This is a genomic window from Aquabacterium sp. (genome assembly GCF_044226965.1).
Classification (GTDB): Bacteria; Pseudomonadota; Gammaproteobacteria; order Burkholderiales; family Burkholderiaceae_C; genus Pseudaquabacterium.
In genome coordinates this window covers 1-17,261 of sequence record NZ_JBGAGA010000104.1, presented here as the reverse complement: position 1 = coordinate 17,261, position 17,261 = coordinate 1, and the positions used below count along the sequence as shown (strand labels likewise).

Below are 17,261 nucleotides of genomic sequence, written 5' to 3'. Positions count from 1 at the left end.
CAGGGCGGTATCGATGCGGTCGCTGGTCGAGCGCTGGGAGGGCCCGAAACCGACGACGAAGGCATGCGCGGGCAGCGCAATCACCAGCAGCGTGACGGCGATCAGCGCGACACCGCCATCGCCCCCGGGGCCGCCGAACCTCGACCACACGAAGGGCCAGGCCAGCGCGGTGCCGATGCCGGCCAGCGCAGCGGTCAGGGGGGTGGGGGTGATGTTCATGAAGGCTCCGCGCCGGCATTCGGCCCCGGCCCGCCCGGCTCGCCGTCCCAGTAGGCGAGGGCGGCCGTGCGCCGCGTGATGTGGTCGACCCCTTCGGCGAACGCGGCCACCTTGTCCGAGTCCGGGTACTCGCAGACCTCGACCTTGCTCTGCGTGCTGATCGACAGGTAGGCCAGGTCGGCGTCGGAGTCGTTGATCAGCTGGTGCGCCGTCTCGGGCCCGCCGGTGGGGCAGCAGATCACGTCGCCGGCCTTCACCGCGCGGGTCTCGCTGCCGTAGCGCAGCAGGCCGCGGCCGCTGACGATGAAGAACATCTCCTCCTCGGCGCGGTGGCTGTGGAACGGGCACGACCGCTTGCCCGGCGGCACCACGTCGTAGGAGTAGCCAAGATCCCTCGCGCCCAGCAGCGGGCCGATGCGCGCGTTGCGGTACTCGTACCGCTCGCCGCGCACCGCATGCTCGAGCGTCAAGTCGGCGAGGTTGACAACCCGCGAGTCGATCACGCCCATGCAGATCCTTTCGTTGCGTGAGGGGTGACCCGCTACTCTATCGCCACCGATATCCGCTACCCTAGCCCCGTCGGCCGCCTACCCTGTGCGGCCCGATGGATCCGGCGCGCCGCAGCTTATCCGGCCAGGCGCTGCCGGCTTTGACCCTGCGACAAGGCCCGGTACCCGCGGGCACGGAGCGATCATGGAACCTGCGGCGCTGCCCCTGCAGCTGCATGTGCCGGAGCCCACCGGGCGTCCTGGCCATGCCACCGACTTCTCCTTCCTGCATGTGTCCCCCGCCGGCGCGGTGCGCCGACCGCCCGTGGACACCGCGCACTTCGATACGCAAGACCTGGCCTACGCGCTGATCCGCGTGCTGGACGAGCAGGGCCGCGCCGTCGGCCCCTGGGCGCCCGCGCTCGATTCGGTGCAGCTGCGCAAGGGCCTGCGAGCGATGATGAAGACGCGCATCTTCGACGCCCGCATGCTGATCGCGCAGCGCCAGAAGAAGCTCTCGTTCTACATGCAGTGCCTGGGCGAGGAGGCCATCGCGCCCGCATGCTCGCGCTCGGAAAGCTCTCGTTCTACATGCAGTGCCTGGGCGAGGAGGCCATCGCGGTGGCGCATTCGCTGGCCTTGCGCCAGGGCGACATGTGCTTCCCCACCTACCGCCAGCAGGGCCTGCTGCTGGCGCGCGACGACATCTCGATGGTCGAGATGATGTGCCAGCTGATGAGCAACGAGCGCGACCCGATCAAGGGCCGCCAGCTGCCGGTGATGTACTCGTACAAGCGCGCCGGCTTCTTCACGATCTCGGGCAACCTGGCGACGCAGTTCATCCAGTCGGTGGGCTGGGCCATGGCCTCGGCGATCAAGGGCGACACCAAGATCGCCTCGGGCTGGATCGGCGACGGTTCCACTGCCGAGAGCGACTTCCACACCGCGCTGACCTTCGCGCACGTGTACCGCGCGCCGGTGATCCTGAACGTCGTCAACAACCAGTGGGCGATCTCCACCTTCCAGGCCATTGCCGGTGGCGAATCGACCACTTTCGCGGCCCGCGGCGTGGGCTGCGGCATCGCCAGCCTGCGCGTGGACGGGAACGACTTCCTCGCCGTGTACGCGGCCTCGTGCTGGGCCGCGCAGCGCGCGCGCCGCAACCTGGGGCCGACGCTGATCGAGTGGGTGACCTACCGCGCCGGCGCGCATTCCACCTCCGACGACCCCTCCAAGTACCGCCCCGCCGACGACTGGCAGCGCTTCCCGCTCGGCGACCCGATCGAGCGCCTGAAGACGCATTTGATCGGCCTGGGCGAGTGGTCGCAGGCGCAGCACGAGCAGGCGCAGAAGGAACTGGAAACCGAGGTGGCCGCGGCGCAGAAGGAGGCCGAGTCCTACGGCACCTTGCTGGACGGCCACATCCCGAGCGCGGCGACGATGTTCGAGGACGTCTACCGCGACATGCCGTGGCACTTGCGCGAACAGCGCCAGCAGGTGGGGGTATGACGATGCTCACCCGCACTGAACAGGCCCGGCTCGCGGCCGCCGAGGCCGGCCCGACCCAGCAAATGACGATGATCCAGGCGCTGCGCTCGGCGCTGGACGTGATGATGGCGCGCGACGACAACGTGGTGGTCTTCGGCGAAGACGTCGGCTACTTCGGCGGCGTGTTCCGCGTCACCGAAGGGCTGCAGCAGAAGTACGGCCGCTCGCGCTGCTTTGACGCGCCGATCAACGAAGGCGGCATCGTCGGCGCGGCCATCGGCATGGGCGCCTATGGGCTGCGGCCGGTGGCCGAGATCCAGTTCGCCGACTACTTCTACCCGGCGGCGGACCAGATCATCTCGGAAGCGGCAAGGCTGCGCTTCCGCTCGGCCGGCGACTTCACCGCGCCGATCACGATCCGCATGCCCTGCGGCGGCGGCATCTACGGTGGCCAGACGCACAGCCAGAGCCCGGAGGCGCTGTTCACGCATGTGTGCGGGCTACGCACGGTGATGCCCAGCAACCCGATCGATGCCAAGGGCCTGCTGATCGCCGCGATCGAGTGCGACGACCCGGTGATCTTCCTCGAGCCCAAGCGGCTGTACAACGGCCCGTTCGACGGGCACCACGACCGGCCCGTGGTGCCGTGGTCCAAGCACGAGCTGTGCAACGTGCCCGAGGGTTACTACAGCACGCCGCTGGAATCGGCCGCCATCTTCCGCGCCGGCCAGCAGCTGACGGTCATCACCTACGGCACCATGGTCTGGGTCAGCGCCTGCGCGGCGGCCGAGACCGGCATCGATGCCGAGATCATCGACCTGCGCTCACTGTGGCCGTTGGACATCGCCACCATCGAGGCCTCGGTGAAGAAGACCGGCCGCTGCGTGGTGGTGCACGAGGCCACGCGCACCAGCGGCTTCGGCGCCGAGCTGTGCAGCCTGGTGCAGGAGCGCTGCTTCTACCACCTGGAGGCACCGATCGAGCGCGTGGCCGGCTGGGACACGCCGTACCCGCATGCGCAGGAATGGGCCTATTTCCCGGGGCCCGAGCGCGTGGGCGCGGCGTTCAAACGTGCTGTCGAGGCTTGATGCCATGGGTACCTACATCGTGAAGATGCCCGACATCGGCGAAGGCATTGCCGAGGTCGAACTGGTGGCCTGGAACGTCAAGCCCGGCGACGAGGTGAAGGAAGACCAACCGCTGGCCGATGTGATGACCGACAAGGCCACCGTCGAGATCCCGTCGCCGGTGACTGGCACGGTGGTGGCGCTGGGCGGGCAGGTGGGGCAGACGCTGGCCGTGGGCGCCGAGCTGATCCGGCTGGAGGTTGCGGGGGCCGGCAACCTGACAGGCAAAGCGAGCGTCAACCAGGCGCCGGCTGCCGAGGCGCCGCCGGCACCTCCGCGGCCCGCGCCCGTCGAGACCGCCGCCCAGTCCCAGCCGGAACCCGCCGTGGCCGCAGCCGCCCCGGCCAGCCCCGCGCGGGAACGCCGCCCGGCCGCGGCGCCGCCGCCCTCGCGCGCGCCCGGCGAGAAGCCGATCGCATCCCCCGCGGTGCGGCACCGCGCGTGGGAGCTGGGCATCGAACTGCAGTTCGTGCACGGCAGCGGGCCGGCCGGCCGCATCACGCAGCAGGACCTGGACGTCTACCTCGCCGCGCGCGGCCAGCCTGCGGCGGCCCGCAGCGGCGGTGCTGGCTATGCCAAGCGGCACGACGAAGAACAGCTGCCGGTGATCGGCCTGCGCAAGCGCATTGCGCAGAAGATGCAGGAGGCCAAGCGCCGCATCCCGCACTTCAGCTACGTCGAAGAGGTCGACGTCACCGAGCTCGAAGCGCTGCGTGCGCAGCTGAACCAGCGCTACGCGGCCACGCGCGGCAAGCTCACGCTGCTGCCGCTGATCGCGCGCGCGGTGGTCATCGCGCTGCGCGACTTCCCGCGGCTGAACGCGCGCTATGACGATGAGGGGGGCGTCGTCACCCAGTACGGTGCGGTGCATCTGGGCGTTGCCGCGCAGACCGACGCCGGGCTGATGGTGCCGGTGCTGCGCCATGCCGAGGCGCGCGACGTCTGGCAGCTGGGCACCGAGATCACGCGCCTGGCCGATGCCGCGCGCGCCGGCAGTGCCACGCGTGAGGAGCTGAGCGGCTCGACGATCACGATCACCAGCCTCGGGCCACTGGGTGGCATCGTCACCACGCCGGTCATCAACCATCCGGAGGTGGCGATCGTCGGCGTCAACCGCATCGTCGAGCGCCTGGTGCCGAAGAACGGCGCGGCCGTGGTGCGGCAGACGATGAACCTCTCATCGTCCTTCGACCACCGCGTGATCGACGGCATGGACGCCGCGCGCTTCATCCAGGCCGTGCGGGCGCTGCTGGAGGCGCCGGCGCTGCTGTTCGTCGAATGACGGCGCGGGCCTGACCGCGGGACGCTCACTTCAAGCACTATGAAACGACAACACACCACGCTGCTGGTGATCGGCGGCGGCCCCGGCGGCTACGTGGCCGCCATCCGCGCCGGCCAGCTCGGCATTCCCACCGTGCTGGTCGAGGGCGACCGCCTCGGCGGGACCTGCCTGAACATCGGCTGCATCCCGTCGAAGGCGCTGATCCATGCCGCCGACGAGTTCGAGAAGGCCCGCCACTGGGCCCAGGGCTCGGCACTGGGCATCCGTGTGCAGCAGCCGGCCATCGACGTGGCGCAGACGGTGCGCTGGAAGGACGGCATCGTTTCGCGGCTGACCGGTGGCGTGGACGCGCTGCTGAAGAAGGCCGGCGTGCAGGTGCTGCGCGGCTGGGCGACGCTGCGCGACGGCAAGACGGTGGAGGTGCAGCCATCCGCACCGGCTCAGGGGCAGGGCGCCGAGCCCCGCGTCATCACCTGCGAGCACCTGCTGCTGGCCACCGGCAGCGTGCCGGTGCCGCTGCCGAGCATGCCCTTCGGTTCGGCCGGCGGTGCGGTGATCTCGTCGACCGAGGCCTTGTCACCCGCCACGCTGCCCAGGCGTCTGGTCGTCGTTGGCGCCGGCTACATCGGGCTGGAGCTGGGCATGGCCTACCGCAAGCTCGGCGCCGACGTGGCGGTGATCGAGGCCACCGGCCGCGTGCTGCCCGGCTACGACGAGGAACTGACGCGCCCGGTGCTGGCCACGCTGAAGCGCCTGGGCGTGGTGCTGCACCTGAACTGCAGCGTGGAAGGGCTGACCGAGGACGGCAGCGCGGTGCGCGTGCGCAGCACGATGGCCGACGAATTCGTGCTGCCGGCCGACCGCGTGCTGGTGGCGGTGGGCCGCCGGCCGCGCACCGAAGGCTTCGGCCTCGAAGGCCTGTTGCTCGACATGAGCGGCCGCGCCATCAAGGTCGACGAACAGTGCCGCACCTCGATGCGCAATGTCTGGGCCATCGGCGACCTGACCGGCGAGCCGATGCTGGCGCACCGCGCGATGGCGCAGGGCGAGCTGGTGGCCGAGGTCATCGCCGGGCACAAGCGGCGCTTTGCGCCGATGGCGATGCCGGCGGTGTGCTTCACCGACCCCGAGGTGGTGGTGGTCGGCCTCGACCCCGCCGAAGCCGAGCGCCGCGGTCTCGACTGCCTGCACGCGCATTTCCCGCTCGCCGGCAACGGCCGCGCGATGAGCCTGGAATCCACCGAAGGCTTCATCCGCGTCGTTGCCCGCCGCGACCAGCACCTGATCGTCGGCTGGCAGGCCGTCGGCCGCGGCGTCAGCGAACTGGCCGCGGCGTTCAGTCAGTCGATCGAGATGGGCGCGACGCTGGAAGACATCGCCGGCACCATCCATGCGCATCCGACCTTGGGCGAGGCGGTGCAGGAGGCGGCGTTGCGGGCGCTGGGGCGGGCGGTGCATGTGTGAGGGGCGTGCGGCCGAACGACCAGGCCGCAACCCACGCGCCAGGACCCGTGTGGTTGCCTGAACGATCACGCGCAGCGACCTGGCCATCGCCGTTCGAACGATCACGTCGTTGAAGGCACACAGGGCCACCCGTGCCTCGGCCTGGTAGCCGGGGTCCGGAAAATTGGCGTTCACCGAGGAGTGCGACGCGGGGCACGTGGATGACCTGAGGTTGGAGCGGCGCCGGACACTGCGGCATGCCGCTTCACGAAGGAGGCAGCGAAACGGACAGGGCAGGCCCCTCCACGTTCATGGGACGAATGGCTCGGGCAGAGGGCCGAAGCCTAACGCAGACCCGACCGGGCGGCCGGCCGATGGCGCTGCGGTTGAACGGCCTGTCAGGACGCGCTGTGGAGCGACATGCCGCCTTGACGCAGCAGTTCACGGACATCTTGAAAGCCAGCCGACCGGAGGGCGGCTTGCTGTTCCTCGACCGTCAGGTACAGGCCTTCCTTCTTCATGCCATCCTCTCCGAAGTAGTGATCGGACAGCAGGTACGTGCCGCCCTCGCGCAGCACGGACCGAACCTTTCGATGCAGCGGTTCGGTGTAGCGCTTGTGCCGCAGCTCGTGAACGGCCTGGTTCGTGACCACATGGTCGAAGGCCCCAAGACCGGCCATCCAGTCGTCGTTCTTGAAGCTGCGTTCGACATAGGTCACGCGATCGGCGAAGCGCTTTAGACGCTCGCCGGCGAGCCGATGCATCGGCGCCGAAAAGTCGAGCAGCACCATCGTTGCCAGCGGGCAGCGCTGAAGAATCTCCTCGGCGAGAAACCCCGGACCGGATCCGAGTTCGAGCACGCGTGTCTGCCGAGACGGGTCCATGGCCGCGGCGATGGCTTGGAAGAAGGTGGCTCGCCACGGACGCAGCGCGTTGGCGCTCTCGGCCCAAGCGCGTGCATCCGCTTCGTCCTGCAGATCGATGGGGCTGGGGACATCGGGGGGTAGCAAGTTCGGGTGTTGCATGGCGGACATGGAAGTTCTTCAGGCCGCCGAATGTGGGCGGCAACGCGCATCATCCGGCGGCAGAGGGCCCAGGGCGCGAGGTACAGGTTGAACGAAGGCGCCTCGCGTCCCAGCGCGCCTGGTGTCGGCTGCCGCGGCGACCGACGGCTTGGGCATCACCGGACCGGCTCCCACCCCGTTGGGGTCCAGCGGAGCAATACATCCGACAGCCGGTTGGGGGCTCGCGACAGCACATTCATCACCATCGCCCGCAGCGCGCCAATGGCAACGGGCGTGTCCTCGCCCACGTAGAAGACCGCGTCTGTCGCCGGAATGGCGACGATGAGCGTGCCCCCTTGCTGCTTCGCGAGCGGCTCCCAGGTGTCGTGGAGCAGCAGCCGGCTGGGATCGTAGGTGTCGCCCACGATGCTGCCAATCTGCCCGGGTGCCGCGGCCTTGGCGATATCCATCAGCGGCTTCAGGGTTGACCGAAGGTTCTTCTTGGCCTGGAGTTCGCCAAGACCCAGCGTCAAGGGCCCCTTCACCACCACCGCTGCTTCGCCCACCTCGTTGCGCAGGCGACTGGCCATGTACTCCGTGAACGCGGCGTCATCGAGCGGGACCGTCTCCGTCTGGGCCGTTGCGACCAGCGGCCAAGCGAGCGCGGCCATGAAGAGGATGACAAGTGTGCGCATGGCGGTGCGAAGGCGGTCGGAGTGGGTCGGCTGGAACGGCGGGTTGGGCATTACCTGTAGGGTCGGGTGACTTCTTCAGCTTCCGCAGATCGACCGAGCTTGGTCAGGAGCTTCCCGTACTCGCGTGCGACGATCTTCAAGCGCCATTTCTCGGGCCCGGCCGAAATGAGTTCAAGGGACTCGCGAAAGGCCGTCTCGGCTTCGGCATCCTTGCCTCGAGCGGCGAGCCGGTATGCAACGTTGTAGCAAACCACGCCGCGGGTCCCCTTGACGAGTGGCGTTTGCTCCAGACGATCCAGCACCATGCCCGCTCTCGCCGCAGAGGCGTCAGCCGCCGCATCGTTCCCGAGGGCCGCCTGGGCAATCCCCATATTGTCAAGGTCAATCGCGAACAGCCGGCGTGGAATGGAGGGAGTCTCTTCGGAGATGCGCGCGGCCTCGACAAGCAAGGGCAAGGCCTCTGATGGCCGCCCGAGGCCGAGCAGACGCATGCCGACGACATTGAAGGTGGATCGTTTCGTGTTCGGCGAGCCGGCCTGATGAGTTTGCGCGTTGACCAAGGCCTTCTCGAAGAACTTCTCAGCCAAGTCCGGCTTCTTGTCCTGGAGTGCCAGATTCGCCAATGCCACGTACCCCTGCGGCACGCGAGGATCGCTTGGCGAGGCTGCATCCAGTGCAGGCACCCCCTCCACAAGGAGCGGTATTGCCTGCGCAGGCAGGCCGGCGTTGTAGTGCCAGAGTCCGCTGTCAACCTTGCTGCTGTACGAGGCACACGATGCAAGTAGAACGCCTGCCAGCAGTGGCGCGAGAAGGGTGCGGAACAGTCGATGCATGGTGCGAGCGTGAGCCTAACGTTTGAGCTGACGTGCCGCCCAAGGCTGGGCGGGCGCGGCATGGCTGCGACGATAACTGAACCGGCGCAGGCATGATCGAACCGCCCGGCCGCGAGCGGCTGTGTTGAGCGCCGGCGGCGGAACCTCAGGATGGTGATCTCGTCCGACAGCCGCGTCACACCGTCGCCGAGCTTGGCGAACTCGCGGAACACCGGCATGTCGTGCAGCGCCTCTTCCATCGCCGGGTCCGACAGCGCGAACCGCTGTTGCAGACAGTGAATGTGCAGCGTCGTCTCTGTGCCGAATGGCGGGCGGCCCGTCTTCGCCTTCGGTTAGTGCGGATCGACCACCTGCACCAGCGCCGCCCACGGCACCACGCGCTCCATCTCGTCGAGAAACTCGCGCTTGCGCGTCCTGTTGGTCGACAGGTTCAGGCCAAGTCCGAGCTGCTTCATGGGCGTGATCGTCGCCGACCCGATCACACTACGCGGATCGGCCCGGGGTTTTGCAGACCTTGCCTAGGGCTCGTCCCAGTTCAGGCGTTTGCGCATGTTGAATCCCGTGATGCCATAGCCGACTGCTCGATAGAGGGCTTGCGCTGCTGAATTGAAGGCGAATACATGCAGGCCGATGCTGTGGAGACCCATGTCCGCAGCAATGGTCTCGACAATCGCCAATGCGGCAGTGGCATGCCCTCGGCCGCGAAACTCAGGCAGCACACGGATGTTGTACACGTAGCCGGAGCGAAGCCCCTCGGTGTCATGAACTGCGAACCAGAGAAAGCCGACGGTTTCATCCGTCGGGTCGTTCAGGATCTCGTAGAGCTGGTGCCCTGGTGTGCGCAAGCCGTCCGGCAACAGGCGCGAGAACTCCTGCCCGGCGCGAAGTTGCGCATCGGTCTCGGGCCAGCGACCCGCCGCGACATTGTCCTGCGCATAGCTGCTGCAGGTTTCCGCCAGGAACCTTGCAAAGACTTCCTCTCGCATGGGCACCAAGCGCGTCATGACGCAACTCCTCTGTGACGGCGGGGGGCGCGGCCGGCGCCATGCCAGCAATGGGTTGCGCTCCGAGCGACCATGACGATAGCCGATGTGACGCCTGCCAGCGGCACCGTTCAGGCGTCACTGGCCTTGCCGCTTGGCCAGCAGGGCCCAGGCCCCGGCCGCGCAGATGAGCGAGCCTCCCATGAGATTGAAGCGGCGTTGTGTGCGCGGCGATTCGAGCATGCGTCGCGCCGCCGGACCCGAGATGCCGGAGCGCAGCATCTTGATGCCCAGGTAAAGCAGGTACAGGCCGCCGGCCCACTTGATGACGTTGAACCACAGTGCCGACGCGGACAGCAGCGCCCCGAGCCCCAGCAACGAGAGCAGCAAGGCTGTGGAGTCGCCCAGCGCGACGCCCGCGATCAACGGCGCGGTGGCGCGACGGCCATGGGAAGCCGAATAGCTGATGACGGTGAGGATCGTCGGCCCCGGGATCGCGAGAAGGACGGCCGCCGCGGCGACAAACACAGGAAGAACTCGCGGTCCTGGACCCAGCCCCGGGCGCGGTAGAGATCCTGCGCCGGCGTGTTGGCCGGGAGCACATTCAAGCTGACGCGACAGGCGCCCAAGGCCCACGCATACGCCTCCACCGCCTGGAGCAGCGCCGAGGCCACGCCCGATCTGCGTGGGGCTTCCGCGACGACAGGTCGTCGAGGTCTGCCAGAACGGCCTGTCGTACGGCGACGTGCTTCATGGGGGGCGTGGCGATCGACGCGTCGATTCAATTGGTGTTCACGAAATAGACATGGGCGCCCGACTCGGACACCAGCAGGAACTGCGGCTGATCATGGCCGTACTCGACACCGACGATGTGGTAGCCGGGAATGCTCTTGATGTACTTGAAGATCTGTGAATCTCCGTCCCCTTGTTTGGCCGAGAAGTTCTTCAACGAAAGCTTCGCGCCACCCCCAAAGGACAACACGAGACGATCGCCGATGCGCTTGACTCTTGGGTCCTTGATCGCTTCCTTCTGCTGGGTCCAGTCGAACGACATCAAGGGCTCGAACAGCTTCGGGGTGTTGGCGATCTTTTCAGCCTGGCTGACGGAGATCCGCTCGACGTAGCGCTGATCGAAGATATAGCCTTGGCGAAACTCGTAGGCCTGCGCGATGGAGTCAGTGCACCCGGCCGCCAGGGCCAGGGTGACGGCGGCGAGGAATGTTGGGCTCAAGGGGTTCTCCTGGTTGGGATCGGCATCCGGCGCTCGTGCGCGCCGCAACGGAAGGCGTGGTGCATCGCGGCTGCGACTTCAAGGACCGTACGCCAGGCCCGTTGCGCTGAGGCCCGCGAAGTCGATGTGCGCCAGGTTCAACGGATGCTGCGCTGCAAGCATGCCCAGGTCCACAGGCGTGAGCTGCTGGCTGTCGAGCAGCCCGACGAAGTAGGCCAGATCGCCAACGGACGGCGCGCTGCCGACGACGTTGGTGTACAGCGTCATCACCAGCGCGCTGGGGTCGGGGTTCGTGCCGAAGCGCGCCTGCAGCGCGTAGCCGAGCAGGGCTTCGAAGTTCATCCCGGTGTCGGCCAGGCCGAGGCCAATGCCGACATAGGTCGCATTGCCGACCGAGGGGGCACCAAAGACCGCGCCGAGGATCATCGCCACCCAGCCTGCATTGCCGGCCAGATCGAGCGCGAGCTTCGCATCCGAGAACTGCACGCGTTCGATGCCGAGCAGGTCGAAGCTGGTGCCTGCCGCAGCATTGGCGACCGTGAAGCGGTCACGACCCAGGGCCACAGTGTTGCTGCTGCGAGCGCTGTCGAGTTGCACCGTGTCGATGCCGGGACCGCCGACGAAGATCTGAAGCGCTGCGCTGGGCGTGAACGCATCGTTGCCGTCGGTGCCATAGCGGTACGGGCTCTGCTGATCGCTGGCGGTGGTGAAGTCATAGACCGGCAGCGGGAAGGAGGGATTGCCGGCTGCATCCGTCACCATGCCCGCGTTCGAACCGACGAGGATGTGCATGCCACCGGGCAGATCGAGCGCGGGATCGATGATGATCTGCGAGCCCGATGCCGTGACGGTGACCCCGATGCCGAGGTCCATGTCGAAGAGCTGATTGCCGAAGACATCGAACACGAACAGCGCGCCTGTGCCGCGCAGGATCGGTTCGTCGAACGTCAACACGAAGCTCGCGTCAACCGGCACACCGACCGCGTGGTTGGCGGGGCTCAAAGTCAGCAGTGCAGGCGAGGTTGTATCGGCCATGGGGCTTTCCGTCGCGCGACCGGACCCGTAGCCTACTCGCCCTGGCGCCCCACCCACACCGAGCGGCCGGCTGGGGCGGCCGGCCCCAGGCCAGGGTCGGCGCTGCCATCGCGGCCTGGCGGTCCGGGGCCAGCATGATGAGCTGGTCGATGCCGGCGCTGTCGAAGGTCTCGGCCACGAGCGGACCGGCGCCGAACAGCACCAGCTTGCGGCCGCGCTGCTGCAGCGCGCTCAGCTCGCGCTGCAGGGCGGCCACGCCTTCTAGGTCGTGATGCCAGTGCGAGCGCCGAGAAGCGCTCGACGATCTGTTCGCTTGCCTTGGCACCCGAGAAGCCTTGCAGGAGTTCCTGCAAGACGAGGCCCGTGGTGACGACCGCATCTGCTCCGGCAAGGCCATTGTGTGTACCCGTCCACGCCCCCGCCACGCCACCGGCTTCAGTCGGCAGGCCCTGCTGTCGATAAGCAGGGGAATTGCCCCGTGCTGGTTCGAGATGCTCAGGATTGTTCGCCTGCTGACGTTCTGGATGGCAGGTTGGTGCCTGCTGTTCGGCACGGCCGCTGCGGCCACCGGCTCGCTGGCCGGCGGTGCGGCGTTCCAGCACGCGATCTCGAGCGCCTTCGGCGGCGGCATGGCGCTGGCCGAGGATGCGCAGGGCTTCATCTGGCTCGGCACGCAGGCCGGGCTGGTGCGCTGGGACGGCTACCTCGAGCGCGCCTACCTGGCTGACCCGGCGCGGGCCGATGCGCTGCCCGACTCCTACGTTAGCACCCTGCATGTCGATGCGGCGGGCCGCCTGTGGGTCGGCACCAATGCCGGCGGCCTGGCCCGCTACGACCCGCGCACCGATTCGTTCGAACGTGTGGCGGATCCCCAGGGCCTGGTCGGCAGCGAGGCGGCTGCCTTTGCGGATCGGTCGCCGGGCAGCCTGTGGGTCGGCGGCAGCCGCGGGCTGGCCTGGCTGGATCTGTCGACGATGACCTTGCAGGCGGTGCCGCTGCCCGCCACGGTCGGGCGGGTCAAGGCGCTGTGGGCGGGCCGCGGGGGCGCGCTGTGGGTGGCGGGCGAAGGGGGCCTGTGGCGGCGCGCTGCTGCTGACTCGGCCTTCGTGCCCATCGGCCTGCCGACGCGGGATGGTCGCCGGCCGCGGGCCGCCCGCCTGCTGGAGGACAGCCAGGGCAACCTCTGGGTCGGCACCCGCCTGCGCGGCGCTTACGTGGTGCGACCGGGCGCCACGGTCGGCACGCCGGTGCACGAGAAGCAGCACGGGGACCTGTCCAGCGACACCGTGCAGGGCCTGGTCGAGGCGCAACCCGGCGAGGTCTGGATCGGCACCTACGGCAACGGCATCGTGCGGGTCGACCTGGCGGGCCACCGGTCCCAGCGCGAACGGCATGACGCCACGCAACCCAGCAGCCTGGTCGACGACAGTGTCGGCGCCCTGCTGCGATCGCGCAGCGGGCTGGTCTGGGTGGCCACCAACTACGCGCTGTCGCGCCACGACCCGCGCCAGGATCTGACGGACGCGCTGTACGGCGGCCCCGGCAAGCCGGTGCGCAGCAACAACGTGCCGGCCGTGCTGGGCCTGCGCGACGGGCGCATCTGGCTGGCCACCGGCGAGTCCGGCGCGCAGATCCTCGACCCGGCGCTCGGCCGCGTGACCGAGCTGCGCCCGAATGCCGCGCGCCCCGAGACGGCGCTGCCCAAGGCCCGCGTCATCGCGCTGGCGCAGGTGCCGGGCGACGAGGTCTGGATCGGCACGCAGGGCGGCTTGTTCCGGGCCCGGCCCGACGGTGACGGGCTGTCGAGGGTGCACCTGCCCGACGTGCCGCCCACCACGGAGATCTGGGCGCTGTACGTGCAGGACGGCACGCTGTGGATGGGCGGGCAGGACGGGCTGTGGGCGCTGGACCTTTCGCAGCCGCCAGGTTCTCCGCGGGTGCGGCGGATCGCGGTGCCGGGCGGCACGCGCGTGACCGCGCTCACCGCCACGTCGGGGGTGCTGTGGGTGGGCACCAACGATGGACTCGGGCGCTTGAACGAGGCCGCGGCGCGGGTGGACATGCTGCCCAGCGACCCGCGCGATCCCAGCGCCTTGCCCGGCGGCATGGTCAGCAGCCTGGCCGTCGACCGCCAGGGCCGGCTCTGGGTGGCCACCTTCGGCCGCGGCGTGCAGGTGGCCAGCGGCACCAACGCGCGCGGCGCCATGGCCTTCCGCCGCCTCAGCACGCTGGACGGCCTGCCGCACAACGGCGTCGATGCGCTGGTCGTCGACCGCGAGGGCCTGGTCTGGGCGAGCACCGACGACGGCCTGGCGCGGGTGGATCCGGCCACGCTGGACGTGCGCGCCTTCCGCGCCGGGCAGAACGTGGGCCTGACCCTGTTCTGGACCGGTGCGGGCTCCACGCTGCCCGGTGGCGAATTGCTGTTTGGCGGGCAGGGCGGGCTGCTGGTGGTGCATCCCGAACGCGTGCGCGCCGAACCGGCGCCGCCCCCGCCGGTGATCACCGAAGCCAGCGTCGGCGGGCGCGCGGTGCCCGCGGCCCGGCTGATGGACGGCGCCGGCGTGGTGCTGCCGGCCGATGCGCCCAGCCTGACGGTCGAGTTCGCCTCGCTGGCCTTCACCGACCGCGACCAGCTGCGCTACGCCTACCAGCTGGAAGGCTTCGACAGCGACTGGGTGGCGGCCCCGCCGCAGCGGCGCCTGGCCAGCTACACCAACCTGGCCGCGGGCCGCTACACGCTGAAGCTGCGTGTGGCGCGCCCCCGTGACGGCTGGTCGGCGCCGCTGACGCTGGCGGTGCAGGTGCAGTCGCACTGGTACCAGCATCCGGTGGCGCAGGTGGTGGCCGGCCTGCTGGCCATCGGGCTGCTGCTGGGGGTCGAGCGCGTGCGCATGCTCGTCATGCGGCGGCGCCAGGCCCGGCTGGAGGCGCTGGTGGCGCGGCGCACCGCCGAACTCGAGCGCCGCACCAGCGAACTGCATGCCAGCCGGGCGCAACTGGAGCAGATGGCGTTCTTCGACGGCATGACCGGGCTGCCCAACCGGCGCTGGTTCGCCGACGACCTGCGGCGCACCGTGGCCGAGGTGCAGCGCGGCGGCGAAGGCTTCGCAGTGGCGCTGGTCGACCTCGACCGCTTCAAGGAGGTCAACGACCGCTTCGGCCACGATGCCGGCGACGCCGTGCTGGTGGAGGTGGCCCGGCGCCTGCGCGAGGCCTTGCGGGCCGGCGACCGGGCAGCGCGCCTGGGCGGTGACGAATTCGTCGCCGTGCTGCGCCCGATCGGCGACGACCTGGACGCGCTGGCCGCGGTGTGCGGGCGCATCGTCGAGGCGCTGGCGCAGCCCATCGCGTTGCCGGACGGCCAGAAGGCCAGTCTCGGATGCAGTGTCGGCGTGGCGCGCTGCCCGCTGGACGCGACGGATGTCGATCGGCTGCTGAAGGCGGCCGACCTGGCCATGTACGAGGCCAAGGCTGCCGGCCGAGGTCAATGGCGGCTGTGGCAGGCCGCGCGCGAGGCGGCGGTGCTCGATCCCGCGCCCTGAGCCGCGGGGCTGCCGGGCTTGTAGGCAGAATCGCAGCGCCGCTGGCGGCTTCGCCGGCGCGCGCCCCTTGTCCCATGCACCTGCCGCCACCCGCCCGCGCCGCGCTGTCGTTCCGCCCCGGGCTTGCCGGCCTGGCGGTGGGGCTGGGCCTGGCCCTGCCGGCCGGCTCGCCGGCCGCCGCGCAGGCCCTGCAATGGACCGGCCAGCTGGCCGCCGCCTCCGAGCTCAGCGACCGCGGGCTGGTGATCGGCCCGCGCCGGCCCACGCTGCAGGCCAGCCTCACGGCCGTGCTGGACCGGCGCTGGACGCTGGGCCTGGGCACCAGCGCGCCGCTGGGGGCCGGACGGCAGGCCAGGGTGCTGGCGCAGCTGGGCCGCTACGAGGCGGTGTCGGACGATTGGCAGCTGGAGGGGAGCCTTGGCTACTACGGCTACCCGGGCGACGCGGTGGCGGGCCGCGCCGAACGCTGGGAGCTGATGGCGGGCGCCAGCTGGCGCGACCTGTTCAGCGGCAGCCTCACCGCGCTGCACTACCCGGCCTGGCCGGGCCAGCGCGCCGGCCTGCAGTGGGCGATGGACTTCGCCGGGCGTTGGCCGATCCGCGGAAACTGGTCGGCCACCTTCAGCCTGGGCCGGGCCGACCTGCCGGTGCTGCCCGACCGGCGCTACAGCTATGCCGGCCTGGGCCTGGCGTGGCAGGACAGCGGCTGGCGCGTCGAGCTGAACCGGCTGGGCAGCAGCGCCACCGCGCGGGCGATCATGGGCTACTCGGCCCGGCCGCGCTGGTCGGCCTCGGCCAGCGCGCAGTTCTGACCCCCGGTCTGACGCTCGTTTGCCGGGGGCAGGGGACCGGCGTCCGAACGCAGCGCAACCTTTTCGCGCCGAACCCGCACTCACCGACAGAATCGACCCTTGCCCCTGCCGCCGGCCCTGACCCCTTCCGTGAACGACGATGCAATCCCCGCGCCGGACCCGGCGTTCGAGCTGGTGCCCGAGCGTGCGGTCAACGAAGGCGACGCGCACGACCAGGCCCTGCTGCGCCGGCTGGCCGCGGGCGACCGCGGCGCGCTGGCCGTCCTGTACCGGGCCTACCACCGGCGGCTGGCGCGCTTCTGCAGCCGGCTCACGCGGCGCGGCGACATCATCGACGAGGTCATCAACGATTGCTTCTGGATCGTCTGGCAGAAGGCCGAGGGCTTTCGCGGCGACTCACGGGTCTCGACCTGGATCATGGGCATCGCCTACCGCTGCGCGCTGAAGGCCTTGCGCCAGCACGGCGAAGAACCGCAGGCCGAGGACGAATCGGCCGCGGGCCGGATGATGGCCCACGACCCCGGCGAGGACCGCGAACGCATCGACTGGGTGGGCAAGGGCCTGCGGCGCCTGCCCGCGGACCAGCGGCTGGTGCTGGAGCTGGCCTACGGCGGCGGCCACTCGGTCGACGAGATCGCCGCCATCCTGCAATGCCCCGAGGGCACGGTGAAGGCGCGCATGTTCCACGCCCGCACCAAGCTGCGCCACCTGCTGCCGACGCTGGCCGGGCGCCACGACGGCACGGAGGGACCATGAACGAGCGCCAACCCCCGACGCAGCCGGGGCCCGACGCGGCCACCGGCGCCGACGACCATGCCCGCACCTGGGCGCTGATTCCCTGGCTGGTGAATGGCCGCGCGGTGGGCGTGGAGCGCGACCGCGCGCGCGCCCACCTGCAGCAGTGCGCCGCCTGCCGCGCCGAATGGCAGGCCCAGCGCAAGCTCGCGCAGGCGCTGCAGGCCGAGGAGGCCGCGGCCCAGGGCCTGCCCGATGCCGAAGCCGGCCTGCAGCGCCTGCTGGGCCGGCTGGACACGGTGCCGCAGGCGCAGCCGCCCCGCCGCAGCATCGGCCGGCTG

General features: G+C 69.9%; 18 protein-coding genes and 2 pseudogenes. 8 read left to right on the top strand and 12 right to left on the bottom strand.

What is annotated here, in order from left to right; genetic code table 11:
- Positions 1-219 (bottom strand): hypothetical protein (locus tag ACILR4_RS27585; RefSeq protein ID WP_395704100.1); only part of this gene is annotated, 219 nt, incomplete at its 3' end.
- Entirely contained in the window at positions 216-728 is a 513-nt protein-coding gene (locus ACILR4_RS27580; RefSeq protein ID WP_395704099.1) for a cupin domain-containing protein, read from the bottom strand. The genes ACILR4_RS27585 and ACILR4_RS27580, both read right to left, overlap by 4 nt.
- Before the next feature lie 184 nt (positions 729-912).
- Here ACILR4_RS27580 and ACILR4_RS27575 point away from each other — a divergent pair.
- From ACILR4_RS27575 to lpdA, 4 genes and pseudogenes are all read left to right on the top strand, one after another.
- A pseudogene (locus ACILR4_RS27575) lies at positions 913-2,216 on the top strand (3-methyl-2-oxobutanoate dehydrogenase (2-methylpropanoyl-transferring) subunit alpha).
- Positions 2,217-2,218: 2 nt separating this feature from the next.
- Positions 2,219-3,283, top strand: a complete 1,065-nt coding sequence (locus tag ACILR4_RS27570) for an alpha-ketoacid dehydrogenase subunit beta (RefSeq protein WP_395704098.1) — start codon at positions 2,219-2,221, stop codon at positions 3,281-3,283.
- A 4-nt stretch (positions 3,284-3,287) separates the two neighbouring features.
- The gene (locus tag ACILR4_RS27565) at positions 3,288-4,604 is read left to right on the top strand and encodes a dihydrolipoamide acetyltransferase family protein (protein WP_395704097.1); all 1,317 of its coding nucleotides are present in this window, start codon (positions 3,288-3,290) and stop codon (positions 4,602-4,604) included.
- Between the two features lie 39 nt (positions 4,605-4,643).
- Entirely contained in the window at positions 4,644-6,068 is a 1,425-nt protein-coding gene (gene lpdA / locus ACILR4_RS27560) for a dihydrolipoyl dehydrogenase (RefSeq protein ID WP_395704096.1), read from the top strand.
- A 377-nt stretch (positions 6,069-6,445) separates the two neighbouring features.
- Here lpdA and ACILR4_RS27555 read toward each other — a convergent pair whose 3' ends face one another.
- The 10 genes and pseudogenes from ACILR4_RS27555 to ACILR4_RS27510 form a co-directional block, all read right to left on the bottom strand.
- On the bottom strand, positions 6,446-7,081 hold the full coding sequence (locus ACILR4_RS27555) for a class I SAM-dependent methyltransferase (RefSeq protein WP_395704095.1): 636 nt from the start codon (positions 7,079-7,081) through the stop codon (positions 6,446-6,448).
- Positions 7,082-7,227: 146 nt separating this feature from the next.
- Positions 7,228-7,746, bottom strand: a complete 519-nt coding sequence (locus ACILR4_RS27550; protein WP_395704094.1) for a hypothetical protein — start codon at positions 7,744-7,746, stop codon at positions 7,228-7,230.
- Between the two features lie 50 nt (positions 7,747-7,796).
- The gene (locus ACILR4_RS27545) at positions 7,797-8,579 is read right to left on the bottom strand and encodes a tetratricopeptide repeat protein (protein ID WP_395704103.1); all 783 of its coding nucleotides are present in this window, start codon (positions 8,577-8,579) and stop codon (positions 7,797-7,799) included.
- Between the two features lie 110 nt (positions 8,580-8,689).
- Positions 8,690-9,034 (bottom strand): annotated as a pseudogene (locus ACILR4_RS27540) (transposase); the annotation flags it as partial.
- A 63-nt stretch (positions 9,035-9,097) separates the two neighbouring features.
- A complete protein-coding gene (locus ACILR4_RS27535) occupies positions 9,098-9,583 on the bottom strand; it encodes a GNAT family N-acetyltransferase (protein WP_395704093.1) in 486 nt (161 codons plus the stop codon).
- Positions 9,584-9,700: 117 nt separating this feature from the next.
- Positions 9,701-10,090 (bottom strand): LysE family translocator, encoded by a 390-nt coding sequence (locus ACILR4_RS27530; protein ID WP_395704092.1) that lies wholly within the window; start codon positions 10,088-10,090, stop codon positions 9,701-9,703.
- On the bottom strand, positions 9,985-10,212 hold the full coding sequence (locus ACILR4_RS27525) for a hypothetical protein (RefSeq protein ID WP_395704102.1): 228 nt from the start codon (positions 10,210-10,212) through the stop codon (positions 9,985-9,987). Before ACILR4_RS27525 ends, ACILR4_RS27530 begins: the two co-directional genes overlap by 106 nt.
- A gap of 131 nt (positions 10,213-10,343) precedes the next feature.
- Entirely contained in the window at positions 10,344-10,793 is a 450-nt protein-coding gene (locus tag ACILR4_RS27520; RefSeq protein WP_395704091.1) for a hypothetical protein, read from the bottom strand.
- Positions 10,794-10,871: 78 nt separating this feature from the next.
- Positions 10,872-11,828 carry an Ig-like domain-containing protein gene (locus ACILR4_RS27515; RefSeq protein WP_395704090.1) on the bottom strand — a complete coding sequence of 319 codons (957 nt, stop codon included), beginning with the start codon at positions 11,826-11,828 and terminating at the stop codon, positions 10,872-10,874.
- The gene (locus ACILR4_RS27510) at positions 11,758-12,207 is read right to left on the bottom strand and encodes an STAS domain-containing protein (protein ID WP_395704101.1); all 450 of its coding nucleotides are present in this window, start codon (positions 12,205-12,207) and stop codon (positions 11,758-11,760) included. Before ACILR4_RS27510 ends, ACILR4_RS27515 begins: the two co-directional genes overlap by 71 nt.
- A gap of 112 nt (positions 12,208-12,319) precedes the next feature.
- Here ACILR4_RS27510 and ACILR4_RS27505 point away from each other — a divergent pair, with 112 nt between their 5' ends.
- The 4 genes from ACILR4_RS27505 to ACILR4_RS27490 form a co-directional block, all read left to right on the top strand.
- On the top strand, positions 12,320-15,373 hold the full coding sequence (locus ACILR4_RS27505) for a diguanylate cyclase domain-containing protein (RefSeq protein ID WP_395704089.1): 3,054 nt from the start codon (positions 12,320-12,322) through the stop codon (positions 15,371-15,373).
- A 74-nt stretch (positions 15,374-15,447) separates the two neighbouring features.
- Positions 15,448-16,185 carry a hypothetical protein gene (locus tag ACILR4_RS27500; protein ID WP_395704088.1) on the top strand — a complete coding sequence of 246 codons (738 nt, stop codon included), beginning with the start codon at positions 15,448-15,450 and terminating at the stop codon, positions 16,183-16,185.
- A 129-nt stretch (positions 16,186-16,314) separates the two neighbouring features.
- Positions 16,315-16,941, top strand: a complete 627-nt coding sequence (locus ACILR4_RS27495; RefSeq protein WP_395704087.1) for an RNA polymerase sigma factor — start codon at positions 16,315-16,317, stop codon at positions 16,939-16,941.
- The coding region (locus tag ACILR4_RS27490) for a zf-HC2 domain-containing protein (RefSeq protein ID WP_395704086.1) at positions 16,938-17,261 on the top strand (324 nt) is incomplete at its 3' end. The genes ACILR4_RS27495 and ACILR4_RS27490, both read left to right, overlap by 4 nt.